Source organism: Paraburkholderia sp. BR14374 (assembly GCF_040948685.1).
Lineage (GTDB): Bacteria > Pseudomonadota > Gammaproteobacteria > Burkholderiales > Burkholderiaceae > Paraburkholderia > Paraburkholderia youngii.
This window is the reverse complement of record NZ_JBFPKF010000037.1, coordinates 1-12938: the sequence shown is the minus strand read 5'-3', so window position 1 is coordinate 12938 and position 12938 is coordinate 1. Positions and strand designations below refer to the sequence as shown.

Genomic DNA, 12938 nt, shown 5'->3' with positions numbered 1-12938 from the left:
TCAAAGCAGGTGACTGAGCTGGCATTATCGCCGGCCCAAGCCCCGTCGCGGCATTTATCCGGCTGTCCGGTTCCGCACGGCCACTTCTCCACCCTCGGCCCGAGTGACGGTGTCGCTGCGATCCGTCCTCGTATTGATGAACCATGCGGAAACCGAAGCCAGCAAGAAGCAGCCGACGAAAAGGTGGAACACGACATTGAAGTCGTCATTCGTGCTGGTCAGGATGTAACCGACGATCAGCGGGGAAAGAAATCCTGCCAGTTGACCCGCTGCATTGACAAAGCCGATTGCCGATCCGACGACCTTGTTCGGCAGCGCGACGTTCGGGATCGTGTACAACGAACAGCCGGCCATGGTCGAGAAGAAATAGCCGATCGTCTGATAGAACACCGCCGTTTCCACGGTCTCCGCATGGGCCGTCAGATAGGCAAAGATGGCGGCCACGATGCAGCCGAGGACGACAAGCAATTCGCGACGATTGCGGAAGAACTTGTCGGAGAGAAAGCCCGTGATGCAATAGGCAATCGTGCCGACCAGAAATGGCACCGACGCCATAATGCCCATTTTGGCCGTCGAAAGGCCGCGCGCTTTCAGCAGGTACGTCGGGAACCAGCTCATAATTCCCCACGAAGCGATGCTGAATACGAACAAGGTGACAAAGCACCACCAGACCAGCGGCGTTTTCACCAGTCCAGCAAAATCCGCTTTGCCGGCGGACGCAGATGAAGCCTTTTCGCGGGTGTCGATTTCCTCTAGTTCGATATTCGAAACGTGCTTGCTGTCCTTCGGGTTGTTTCTGATATAGATCCAGCCGAATATCGCCATCGCGATACCGGGGATGAACAGACTCGTGAAAATCGCGCGCCATCCCCATACGGCCATCACGGCCGCCACGAACAGCGGAGCCAGAGCGGGTCCCAGCGCATTCGTGGTCATCATCAGCCCGGTCGCCCGGCCCAATTCGCGCTTCGGGAACCACGCCGACAGCGCCTTGAACGCGGCCGGAGGAAAGAGCGCTTCGCCGACGCCGAATGCGACCCGCACCACCACCATCAAGCCGAGCGAATTGCACAGTCCGGTAAGCGCGGTGAAAATCGTCCACCACGTGATGCCGATCGTCGTCATCAGCCGCGGGCCGAATCTGTCTGCCAGCAGGCCGGCCGGAATCTGACATAGCGCGTAGCTGAAGAAGAACGCACTCAGGATTCCTCCCATTTCCATCGCCGACAGATGAAACTCCGACGCAATAAATGGAATAGCCGCTGCCATGATCATTCTGTCCATGTAACAGAGCAGATAGATCGCGAACAGAATCAGCAGCACGAGATAGCGATGTCTCCAACGAAAGCGCATGAAGTCTTCCTTATTATTAAGCGACAGCGGTGAAGCGAAATTCGAGCTCTAGCCGGTCAGTTGGCGATATGAGAACGACTTGAAGTCGGCAGGTTCGCGAAAGCCCAGCATGTCGTTGGCGGTGATACCAGCGAAAGCCCCCGTGAAGCCGATTGGGGTGGCATATTCATCGCTGAGTTTCGTGAAATCCTTTGCCAGTCCGAGGTCCTTCCAGTCACCGTGTGCCACGCGATAGAAGAAACTCAGTTTCGCGTCTACGACGCGAATCCGCAGGTCGATCCCGGTGGACTCGGGCAGCGTCGCCAGTCGATTGCTATAGGCGAAGCTGCCCGCATCCATTTCCATGTAGGACAGGATTTTCGTGCCGTCGTCGTCGCGCGTGACGAACAGGTAGTAAAAGGTGTTTTCGTCGTAACGCGCCATGAGCCCAGCCATGTGCAGATATGACTTGGGCGAAAATTCCAGCGCCGTTTCGACCTCGAACTGCCAGTCACGGATTCGACAGGCCAGCATGCTTTGATGGAACCGCGAGGTTGGTGACTCTTGTCCCCTTATCCGCAGATAGCCCGGACGGTCGTGAAGATTGCACCAGTCGTCGCTAATGGGAATGCGCAGACTCTGCAGTTCCAGCGGCAGCGCGCCGCATTGTCCGAAATCGATCGCCCAACTGCTGTCGAGCCTTTGCTCGATATCGGAGTCGATCGCAAAAGATTCGGCGGGGACCACTCCGCCAGTGGCGAGGTGGGGCCAGTCGGCATGCCATTCGATCGGGGCGATGCAGGTCTCGCGGCCTAGCGGCGAGCGCTTCGTTTGCGCATCGATTGGTCTCGATCCGAGGTACGTCATGTACCACCGGCCGTTCGGACCCTCGACCAGATTGCCGTGTCCGGTCCGCTGGATCCGTCCGTTCGCGTCGCGCGACGTGAGCATCGGCGTGTCAGGATGAAACTCGTATGGACCGAAGATATCGCGGGACCTGGATACGCACGTTGCATGCGTATAGCCTGTGCCGCCCTCCGCCGTGATCAAGTAGTACCAGTCCCCCCTCTTCAATAAATGGGGAGCCTCGTATATCTGACATTTCATGAAGTAATCGGTCTTCAGGTTGGCGCCTTTATAAATGACACGCTCTTCACCGATCAGCTTTTCCTCCTGCACCGAGTATTCCCGCAGAACGATTCCGACGAAAAGATCTTCGTGGATTCCTCTGAAGTCGCGCCGGATATAAGCGAGCCACTTTCTGCCGGATTCGTCGTGGAACAGGGATGGATCGTATCCACCAGAGACGAGATGGACGGGCTCCGACCAGGGTCCGGCAATGTCCGGGGCGGTCACGAGGTAGTTATGCATGTCGCGCAGCGGGGAAATCTTCTGCTCGCCTTTCCATGCCTTGGTGTCGGTATAGACGAGCCAGTAAAGACCGTCATGATAGGACAAGGCTGGCGCCCATATACCTCCGGACGGCTGCTCTCCGATCAGGTTCAATTGCGATAACCTGTCCAGAGGCGTGGCCTTGAGTTCCCAATTGACGAAGTCTTTCGATTCGTAAATGAGAACGCCCGGATACCATTCAAACGTTGAAACCGCGATATACCACGCATCCTTGCCACGGCATATACAAGGGTCCGGGTTGAAGCCGCGCAGAACTGGATTTTGAATTGTACTCATCGGGAAGGTATTTTTCTGACGTGCTGAAAGGAACAGATCTTTTTGCTTTTCGGCGAATATTGTTACCGATAACAATTCAATCTAGCATGTGACCTGCTAACTATTCAAGTGCGATGATGGGAGGGTATTCCCTTGGGTCAGGTGCTTACCGGTACGTCGTCCGAATGACCAGCAGGCGATGTAAGAATCCTGCTATGAGGGCACGACGAAAACGGCGTTGTCAGAAGCTCTCGGAGTTGCTCAAAACTCTCCGCGCCCGCAGGATCACCGGCATATCGACCATCTTTCCATCCACGGCGACTGCCCCGCCATGGCTCGCCTCGACAGCCGCAAGCACGCGTCGCGCCCACTCCACCTCAGCGTCACTCCATGCATATGCGCGGTGCACCGCCTCGATCTGCTTCGGATGTATGCAAAGCTTGCCGCCGAAACCAAACCGCCGCCCGCGCCGTGCATCGGCTTGCACCGCATCAGCATCGGTAATGGCCGTTGATACGCCATCCACCGGCGCACCGATGCCGGCCAACCTCGACGCAAGCACGATCTGCGAGCGAAACAGATGCAACTCCTCGCCATCCCCATCGATGCCGAGATCGACCTGAAAATCCAGCGTGCCGAACACGAGACGCGGCACGCGCGGCGCGCCACATAGCTCCGCAAGATTCGCGAATCCGCGCGCAGTCTCGACAATCGGCAGTACGCTTAACGCCGGATGCGCGTTCGCCAGCACCGCGCAGATCTGTTCGCGCGTCTCAGCCTTCGGCAGCACGATTCCGGCGACGCCGCTCTGACCAACGAGCGCAGCAACGTCATCTGAAAACCAAGGCGTATCCGAGCCATTGATACGCACCCACACGGCCCGCGATGTGTTAGCCGATACCGCGGCCACCACCGCCGCGCGCGCAGGCACTTTCTGATCCGGCTGCACCGCGTCTTCCAGATCGAGAATCACCGCATCCGCGCCGGCCGCATAGGCCTTGTCAAACCGCTCAGGCCGATTCCCAGGCACGAACAGATATGACCGGGGCAGCGCGCTCATGCCGCCACCATCGTGCGCGCAGTTGCATCGAATACCGGGCCAATCTGCGCCACTTCGGCAACACCCCACGCGCGGCGAAGCAGTTGCGCCGCTTCCTCTTCACTAGCCGCACCCGAGAATGCCGCCAGCCGATGCAGCTTCATCGCAATCTCGTCGCGCGACAACGTGTTCCCTGGATCGCCCTTCGGTTCATCGACACGCCCATCGAAAACACGGCCGTCGGTCGTGGTCACCGTGACCTTGCCTATCCAGCGCGCGGGATAGGCGGCGTCCACTTCAGCGTCGAGCGTCATCGTGACCTTGTCGCGAAACACAAGGATTTCGCTCGCGTCGAAACCCTGCTCGAATTCGGTCATGCCCGCATAGCCATGATGCGCGACGAGCCCGAGCACCGTACCCATGTTGAACTTGGCCTGATGCACGGTACGTGGCGCGATCACGGGACCGAGCACATCGATCGCGCCTTGATGCACGTACGCGACGACCTTCGCGATGTCGCGCGGCGCGAGACGATGCCCCCGCACCACAGCGAGCAGCGCATCGGCGGCCGGATGCGTATGACGGCACGCCGCGTGATATTTGAACGACGTCTCCGCGGTCGCCCAGCGGCTGCCAAGGCGATCGACGAGGCGAGCCGGATCGGCATCGCTCGACATGCCCGCGGCCATGCCCTGCGCGCCTTCGAGAATGTGCGTCGCACCCTTGAAGCCGTCGGCGGCGAGTTGCGCGGCCATCAGGCCGTTCGCGGCGGCCATCGCGGTGTGAAGTTGCTTCGAGTCGGCGGCGTCGCGCAGAAATTCCCACAAGCCGCTAGCCTGTGTGCCCGCCGAGCCGAACGCATCGAGCATCTGCGACGGCGCCAAGCCCAGCAATCGTCCTGCAGTTGCCGCCGCCGCGAGCGTGCCGACCGTGCCCGTGGTGTGAAACACCTTGTAGTGCGAGCGCCCGAGAAATTCGCCGATGCGAATGCCGACCTCGTATCCCGCCACGGCCGCCGTGATGAAGTCGCGCCCCGACGCTCGCTTTGCCTGTGCCAACGCGAGCGCAACCGGAAACACCACGGTCGCAGGATGAAACACCGAGCCATTGTGCACGTCGTCCTGTTCGGCGAAATGCGATGCCGCGCCGTTGATCATCGTGGCGAAATACGGCGTCGTGCGGCCGCGATCGATCAGTACCTCGCAGAGGCCCTGGTTCGTCGCACCGGCCGCCGCGCGCGCAAACCGAGCGATCGTCTCGACGGGGCGTGCGCCTTTGCCTGCAAGCGCCGAGCCGAGCCAATCGACGTACAGGTTGACGGTCCGCTCGACGACCTCGTGCGGGATACTGTCGAAGTCGAGTTGCGCAGCGAAGGTGGCGAGCGTGAGACTGGGATGGTCGTTCATGAGTGTCGTGCGCCGTGTGATGCCAGGTTGCATCGGGTTCGTTCGGAATACCGGCTTGTCATCCCGCATCACATGCATGCGGGCGCGAACCGAAACAGGCTTACTGAATCAGATCGTGCCGGCCGCGCGCAGCGCGTCGATGCGCGCATTGTCGTAACCAAGCTCGCGCAGAATTGATTCGGTGTGTTGACCAAGCGTAGGTACAGGGTCCATCCGAGGCTCGATGTCGGAAGGCAAACCCGGAGGCCGCAATGCCGGTATCGTGCCCACTGCCGTGCCGACTTCCTGCCAGCGCTCGCGTGCTTTCAGTTGCGGATGCGCCCACACGTCCGCGAGCGTATTCATCTGCGCGTTCGCTATGCCTGCCTGATCGAGTCGCTCGATCACCTGCGCGGCACTCAGCTTCGCGAACGCCGCGACGATCACCTCGCGCAATGCATCGCGCGCCGCAGTGCGTTTCGAGTTCGATGCGAAGCGTTCGTCGGTTGTTAGCTCAGGCTGTTCGAGCACGCGCTCGCAGAACAGCTTCCATTCGCGTTCGTTCTGCAGGCCGAGCATGACCGTCTTGCCGTCGCCAGCGGGAAACGGGCCATAAGGATAGATCGTTGCATGCGCGGCGCCCGCGAGCGCGGGCTGCGACTGACCGTCGATCGCGTAGTAGAGCGGATAGCCCATCCACTCGACCATGCTCTCGAGCATCGACACGTCGATACGGCAACCGCGCCCCGTGCGTCCCCGCTGCAACAGCGCGCTCAGGATGTTCGAATAAGCGTACATGCCAGCCGCGATATCCGCGATCGAGCAGCCCGCCTTCGCTGGCGCGCCTGGAGAGCCGGTGATCGACAAAAAGCCGGACTCGCTTTGAATCAGCAGGTCGTACGCCTTCTTGTCGCGATACGGACCGTCCGCGCCGTAGCCGGAAATATCGCAGACGATCAGCTTCGGATACTTCTGGCTCAGCGTGTCGTAGCCGAGGCCGAGCCGTTCGGCCGCACCCGGTGCGAGGTTCTGCACGAGCACGTCGGCATCGGCAACCAATGCATCGAGAATCTCCGCCGCCGCGGGCTGCTTCAGGTCGAGCGAAAGACTTTCTTTCGAGCGATTGGTCCACACGAAGTGCGACGACAGCCCATGCACGCGTTCGTCATAGCCGCGCGCGAAATCGCCGACGCCGGGCCGTTCGATCTTGATCACGCGCGCGCCGAGATCGGCCAGTTGACGCGTGCAGAACGGCGCGGCGATCGCGTGTTCGAGCGTGATGACCTTGATACCGTCGAGTGATCTCATGATGTCCGCCAGCGGGTCAGAACGAACGCGGCAGCCCGAGGATATGCTCGGCCACGTACGAGAGAATCAGATTGGTCGAGATCGGTGCGACCTGATACAGACGCGTTTCGCGAAACTTTCGCTCGACATCGTATTCGCACGCGAAGCCGAAACCGCCGTGAAATTGCAGGCACGCATTGGCCGCTTCCCACGACGCGTCCGCAGCGAGTAGCTTCGCCATGTTCGCTTGCGCGCCGCACGGTTGATGCGCGTCGAAACGACGTGCCGCTTCGAAGCGCATCAGGCTCGCTGCCTCGACGTTGATGAACGAACGCGCGATCGGAAACTGCACGCCCTGGTTCTGTCCTATCGGCCTGCCGAACACGACGCGCTCCTTCGCGTACTCGGTGACTTTGTCGACGAACCAGTAACCGTCGCCGATGCACTCCGCTGCGATCAGCGTGCGCTCCGCGTTGAGGCCATCGAGAATGTATTTGAAGCCTTGCCCTTCCTCGCCGATCAGATTCTCGGCGGGGATTTCGAGGTTGTCGAAAAAGAGTTCGTTGGTCTCGTGATTGACCATGTTCAAAATGGGCTGCACGGTCAGGCCATGACCGATCGCTTCGCGCAGATCGACGATGAAGATCGACATGCCCTCCGATTTCTTCTTCACGTCCGCGAGCGGTGTGGTGCGCGCGAGCAGGATCATCAGGTCCGAGTGCTGCACGCGCGAGATCCACACCTTCTGACCGTTGATCACGTAACGGTCACCGCGCCGTTCGGCGGTGGTCTTGATCTTCGTCGTATCGGTGCCGGTGCTCGGCTCGGTCACGCCCATCGATTGCAGACGCAAGTCGCCGTTCGCGATCTGCGGCAGATACTTGCGCTTCTGTTCTTCCGAACCGTGCCGCAACAGCGTGCCCATGTTGTACATCTGCCCGTGGCACGCGCCCGAGTTGCCGCCCGCGCGATTGATCTCTTCCATGATCACCGACGCTTCCGTGAGCCCGAGCCCCGAGCCGCCGAAGTCCTGCGGAATCAGCGCGGCGAGCCAGCCGGCCTTCGTCAGCGCGTCGACGAACTCTTCCGGATAGCCGCGCGCCTCGTCGATCTTGCGAAAGTACTCGCCGGAAAACTGCTGACACAGATCGCGCACGGCCTCTCGAATGTCCTGGAACGAATCGTGTTGCGTGGTTTGCATAGTCGAGTCCCGTGGAATTCAGGCGAGCGCGGCGGTCGCGCGCATGGTCAGATAACCTTCGTGGTCTTTCGCCCACAGGTCGATGGTCTTGCCGTCGGCGGCGGGCTTGCCGCATACCGTGAACGGCTGATTCGCGAAGGTCGGGCGAAGCGCGCGAAACGCGAAGCTTTGCAGCGTCGCTTGCAGCAGTTCGCGGCGCACGAGATCGACGAGCAGCGTCGCGATCAGCGGGCCATGCACGACGAGGCCCGGATAGCCTTCGACTTGCGTGACATAGGGATGGTCGTAGTGAATCCGATGGCCGTTGAAAGTCAGCGCCGAGTAGCGGAACAGCATCACGGCATCGGCGTCGATGTTGCGGCGCCACGTTTCGCCCTCGGGTGCGGGCGCCGGCTGTTGCGGCCGCGCCCCCTCCTGCGGCGCGTCGCGATAGACGATGTCGTGCTCCTCTTCGAGCTTCAACTCGCCATCGACTTCGATCGTATGTTGCACGGTGACGAACACGAGGCGGCCCGAGCGGCCGGTCTTGTCCTCGATACTGGCGATCGTCGACGTGCGCCGCGCATGCTCACCGATCTTCAGCGGCGCATGAAACGTGAGTCGGCCACCCGCCCACATGCGGCGCGGCAATGGCACGGGTGGCAGAAAACCGCCACGCTTCGGATGTCCATCGGGACCGACTTCGGATAGCGGTGCGACCGGCAGAAAGTACAGCCAGTGCCACAACGGCGGCACAGTGTCGCCGCTTTCCTCGCGATCGAGCGTGGCGGCGAGCGCCGCTAACGGAAACGCGGTGATGTCGTCTTCGGCCACCGCCTGCTTGTTGAGCCAATCGTCGAGCTTCTGTGGGGCAGCGGACATGGAGGAGTCTCCTGGTTTAGTGTGTTGGTCCTCGTTAGGGCCCACTATGACCGACGCGCTGTGTGCCGCGAAGTTCGATTTTCCGAAGCGGGCCTTTGGCTTTGGTTAAGACGTTAGGCCTAGCGCGCGGCGCTGACAATCTGTTTTCGGCGCGATCCGATGTGGCCTCGCCTGGTCGCATTTGCGTGCTGCAACGATGCTCCTTCACCTGCTCGCTTATTTGAGCCCGAGCCGTTTGGCCAGCCGGTTCAGATTCGCCCGGTCCAGCCCTAGCTCGCGCGCGACCGCCGCCCAGTTTTGCCTATTGCGGATCAGCGCCTCGAGAACGAGATTGCGTTCGAACTCGGTGACCGCGCTGCGAAAGTCTTTCGTCTCGCTTTCCTCGCTCTGCGTGGCTGTTTGATTGGCTTTTTGATTCTGTGCGTCGGACAACGCGAAGTCCGCGGCCGTCAACGTCAGAATACGGCGGCGCTCACGACTGGCCGCCAACGCCTTCAGCGCACTACGTCCGATCAGATGCTCGAGTTCGCGCACATTGCCGGGCCATGAGTAGTGCAGCAACGCGGCCTGCGCGTCGGCCGCAAGACGCAGACTCAGCAAACCGAGCCGCGAGCGATTGTCTTCGAGGAAGAAGCCCGCCAGCAGCAGCACGTCGCGGCCACGCTCGCGCAACGGCGGCACGCGCAGCGGATACACGCTGAGGCGATGATAGAGGTCGGCGCGAAAGCGGCCCGCGCGCACTTCTTCGGCGAGATCGCGATTGGTTGCGGCGATCAGCCGCACGTCGACTCTGTGTTCGTGGTCCGAGCCGATGCGCTGCAACTGGCCGTTCTGCAGCACGCGCAACAGCTTCGCCTGCACCGCGAGCGGCAACTCACCGACCTCGTCGAGGAAAATGGTGCCGCCGTCGGCGAGTTCGAACTTGCCGCGCCGATCCGCCGACGCTCCCGAAAACGCGCCGCGCACGTGCCCGAACAGCTCGCTCTCGACGAGCGTATCGGGCAATGCCGCGCAGTTCAGGCTGATCAGCGGCTTGTTCGCGCGCGGCGACAGCGCGTGGATCGCGTTCGCGACCAACTCCTTGCCGACGCCGGTCTCGCCGGTGATGAGCACGGTCAGATCGCTGGCGGCCACCACCTCGATCTCCTTCACCATACGGCGGTGCGCATCGCTGCTGCCGATCAGCTCGCGCCGGCTCTCGCTGCTCGCCAGCCGATAAGCTTCCGCGCGACGCTGCGCCTCTTCGCCATTGCGCGCCAACGCGTCGATGCGTTCGACGACGCTGACGGTCGCGGCCGCGAGGCCGAGAAATGCTTGCAGCGAAGCCATGTCGAGCGTGTTGAAGCGCGCCGGGTCGAGTGCGTCGAGCGTGAGCAACCCCCAAGGCTCGCCGCGGATGAACAGCGGACACCCCAGACAGTCGTGCACTTCGAGATGCCCGGCTGCCATGCCTTGCACGAGGCCATCGTAGGGATCGGGTAGATCGGAGTCAGCCGCGAAGCGCGTCGGCCCTGGCTGGGCCAGCAACTCCTGAAAGCGCGGATGCTCGGCGACGCGAAAACGCCGCCCGAGCGTATCGCTGCTCAAGCCGTCGATCGCGAGCGGCACCAGCGTATCGCCTTCCAGGCGCAGCAATGCGGCCGCGTCGCCAGGAAACAGCGAGCGCAGCGCGCTGAGCAGCCGCCGATAACGCTCGCGCTCCGACAGCTCGCGCGACAGGTCGAGAATCAGCGGGGTAAGAACGTCGAGGACCGCCTCGGCAGTCAAATCGACTGCGGGCCGGGTCTTTTCGACTAGTGTCGAATGAACCATCTTATTTGCCAGATCGTTGATCTAAATGCATTTTATACCTGGCACGATTTGTGGATAGTAGAGGCAGTCTGCCGAAACCGGCTGTGACACTCGCTGATAGACAGACGCTCACACAGACTCTCATCAGGACTTGAAAATATGCTATCCGCCGAACACCGCGCCATTATCAAAGCAACCGTGCCGCTCCTGGAAAGCGGCGGCGAGGCGCTCACCACGCACTTCTACAATCTGATGCTCAGCGAACATCCGGAAGTGCGCCCGATGTTCAATCAAGCCAATCAGGCGAGCGGCATGCAACCGCGCGCGTTGGCGAACGGCGTGCTGATGTACGCGCGCCATATCGATCAGCTCGAGCAACTGGGCGGGCTCGTCGCGCAGATCATCAACAAGCACGTGTCGTTGAACGTGCAGCCTGAGCACTATCCGATCGTCGGCAAGTGCCTGCTGCGTGCGATTCGCGAAGTACTCGGCGCGGACGTCGCAACGGACGCCGTGGTCGAAGCGTGGGCCGCCGCGTATCAGCAACTCGCCGATCTGTTGATCGGACTCGAAGAGAAGATCTACGCCGAAAGCGCAGCAGCGCCCGGCGGCTGGCGCGGCACGCGGCTGTTCCGCGTCGCGCGCAAAGTACGTGAAAGCGACGAGATCACGTCGTTCTATCTGCGTCCCGATGACGGCGGCGAATTGCTCGCGTTTCAGCCGGGTCAGTACATTGGTGTGCGTCTGGTGATCGACGGCGAAGAAGTGCGCCGCAACTATTCGCTGTCCGCATTGAGCGATGGCCACGAATATCGCATCAGCGTGAAGCGTGAACCGAGTGGCACGGTATCGAAGTATCTGCACGAACAGATCAACGAAAACGACACGCTCGATCTGTTCCCGCCGGCCGGCGAATTTACGCTGCAACCCGGCGACAAGCCGTTGGTGCTGATCAGCGGCGGCGTCGGTATCACGCCGACGATGGCGATGCTGCAAGCCGCGCTGAAGACCAATCGTCCGGTGCATTTCATTCACGCGGCCCGTCATGGTGGCGTGCATGCGTTCCGCGGCGCGATCGATGCATTGGCCGCGCGCCACCCGCAACTGAAGCGCTTCTATTGCTACGAGCAGCGCCGTGACGGCGATGCCGACGCGCACGCAGTCGGCTACGTCGACGAAGCGAATCTGAAGAAGTGGCTGCCGGAAACGCGTGACGTCGACGTGTATTTCCTCGGGCCCATCGCGTTCATGAAGGCGATCAAGAAAGGCCTGAAGGCGATCGGCGTGCCGGAATCGCAGAGCCGTTATGAGTTCTTTGGGCCGGCTGCCGCGCTCGAATAACGCACTCGAGCAATCGACGAGTACTTGCCCTCTTTGGATCGTTGCGAAGCGTATTCAAAGACGGGCATCTTCTGGTTTCAATCACGCCGGTGGGTTTGGCCTCGTAAGAAGCGGGCCGAGTCTGCTGTGCGTTCTAGCGCTCCCTCCTGCGGCTAAATGCCCACCAGCCTGTCAGCCCGGTAGAGCCGGCGACCAGCAACACCATCACCCAAAATCCATGCTTGTTCTCGGCGAGCGGAATGCCACCGACGTTCATGCCGAAGAAACCGGCAATGATATTGATTGGCATCGCCAGCACCGTGACGAGCGTCAGCGTGAATAGCGTGCGGTTGTTCTGCTCCTCGAGACGCGAGGCGATTTCTTCCTGCAGCAATCTAACCCGCTCGATCAATCCGGCCACGTCCGAAAGCACGACCGAGAACTCCTCCGTCGATTCACGCAGATCCTGCACGTCTTCCACGTTAAGCCAGCGAGGCTGGCCTCGCCAGCAAGCGGAAAATTGCGCCCGGTTCGGGTGCTAGCATCCGCTGCGGGCGTGTCAGCGTGCGACGCATCGCGCCGAGGTCGAGGCGGTTTTGCGTCGGCCGTTGCGACAGGAAGCGGTCCTCGATTCGATCGACGCCGGCACTGGTTCGGCGCACGATCTGCACGAGCGGGTCGGCCTGGTCGCGCATCAGATGAACGAGCAGCTCGGCAGGCGATCTGAATACCTCCCCTTGCCGTACCGACGCGCGCAAACGGTCGACCGCAGTGGGTTTAGCCGCGCGGTTACGATGAGCCGCTTGTTTGCGCAGATCGGCAGTGTCGCGATTTCGGACGGGATGAACTCGAGGTTGAACATGACGTCGTTGACGACTGCGCGCAGTGCGCCGTCTTGTCACGGAACGTCACCTCTGCCGAAGACGGCCGCGTAAACGCAAAAACCCCACCGCTGCGGGTGGGGTTTCTGGCTTTTGGGGGAGCCTGACGATTACCTACTTTCACACGGGCAATCCGCACTATCATCGGCGTGGAGTCGTTTCACGGTCCTGTT

The 12938-nt window shown here is 61.3% G+C and carries 9 protein-coding genes and 1 pseudogene; 1 reads left to right on the top strand and 9 read right to left on the bottom strand.

Going from position 1 to position 12938, the window contains the following annotated elements; all coding sequences use genetic code 11:
- Positions 1–54 precede the first annotated feature (54 nt).
- From AB3X86_RS36055 to norR, 8 genes are all read right to left on the bottom strand, one after another.
- Positions 55–1353 carry an MFS transporter gene (locus tag AB3X86_RS36055; protein ID WP_368599645.1) on the bottom strand — a complete coding sequence of 433 codons (1299 nt, stop codon included), beginning with the start codon at positions 1351–1353 and terminating at the stop codon, positions 55–57.
- Between the two features lie 48 nt (positions 1354–1401).
- Positions 1402–3096: a glycoside hydrolase family 43 protein gene (locus AB3X86_RS36050; RefSeq protein WP_368599644.1), complete on the bottom strand. Its 1695-nt coding sequence runs from the start codon at positions 3094–3096 to the stop codon at positions 1402–1404.
- A gap of 145 nt (positions 3097–3241) precedes the next feature.
- Positions 3242–4060 (bottom strand): CoA ester lyase, encoded by an 819-nt coding sequence (locus tag AB3X86_RS36045; protein ID WP_368599643.1) that lies wholly within the window; start codon positions 4058–4060, stop codon positions 3242–3244.
- On the bottom strand, positions 4057–5445 hold the full coding sequence (locus tag AB3X86_RS36040) for an MmgE/PrpD family protein (protein WP_368599642.1): 1389 nt from the start codon (positions 5443–5445) through the stop codon (positions 4057–4059). The genes AB3X86_RS36045 and AB3X86_RS36040 overlap by 4 nt, the downstream gene beginning before the upstream one ends.
- Positions 5446–5553: 108 nt before the next feature.
- A complete protein-coding gene (locus AB3X86_RS36035; RefSeq protein ID WP_368599641.1) occupies positions 5554–6732 on the bottom strand; it encodes a CaiB/BaiF CoA transferase family protein in 1179 nt (392 codons plus the stop codon).
- Positions 6733–6748: 16 nt separating this feature from the next.
- Entirely contained in the window at positions 6749–7912 is a 1164-nt protein-coding gene (locus AB3X86_RS36030) for an acyl-CoA dehydrogenase family protein (RefSeq protein WP_368599640.1), read from the bottom strand.
- 18 nt (positions 7913–7930) lie between these two features.
- Positions 7931–8773: a MaoC family dehydratase N-terminal domain-containing protein gene (locus AB3X86_RS36025; protein ID WP_368599639.1), complete on the bottom strand. Its 843-nt coding sequence runs from the start codon at positions 8771–8773 to the stop codon at positions 7931–7933.
- Between the two features lie 216 nt (positions 8774–8989).
- Positions 8990–10585 (bottom strand): nitric oxide reductase transcriptional regulator NorR, encoded by a 1596-nt coding sequence (gene norR / locus AB3X86_RS36020; protein ID WP_368599638.1) that lies wholly within the window; start codon positions 10583–10585, stop codon positions 8990–8992.
- Between the two features lie 138 nt (positions 10586–10723).
- On the opposite strand from norR, the gene hmpA reads away from it, so the two are divergent.
- Positions 10724–11905: an NO-inducible flavohemoprotein gene (gene hmpA, locus AB3X86_RS36015; protein ID WP_368599637.1), complete on the top strand. Its 1182-nt coding sequence runs from the start codon at positions 10724–10726 to the stop codon at positions 11903–11905.
- Between the two features lie 133 nt (positions 11906–12038).
- On the opposite strand, the pseudogene AB3X86_RS36010 reads toward hmpA, so the two are convergent.
- Positions 12039–12782, bottom strand: a pseudogene (locus tag AB3X86_RS36010) (CorA family divalent cation transporter); the annotation flags it as partial.
- Positions 12783–12938 lie beyond the last annotated feature (156 nt).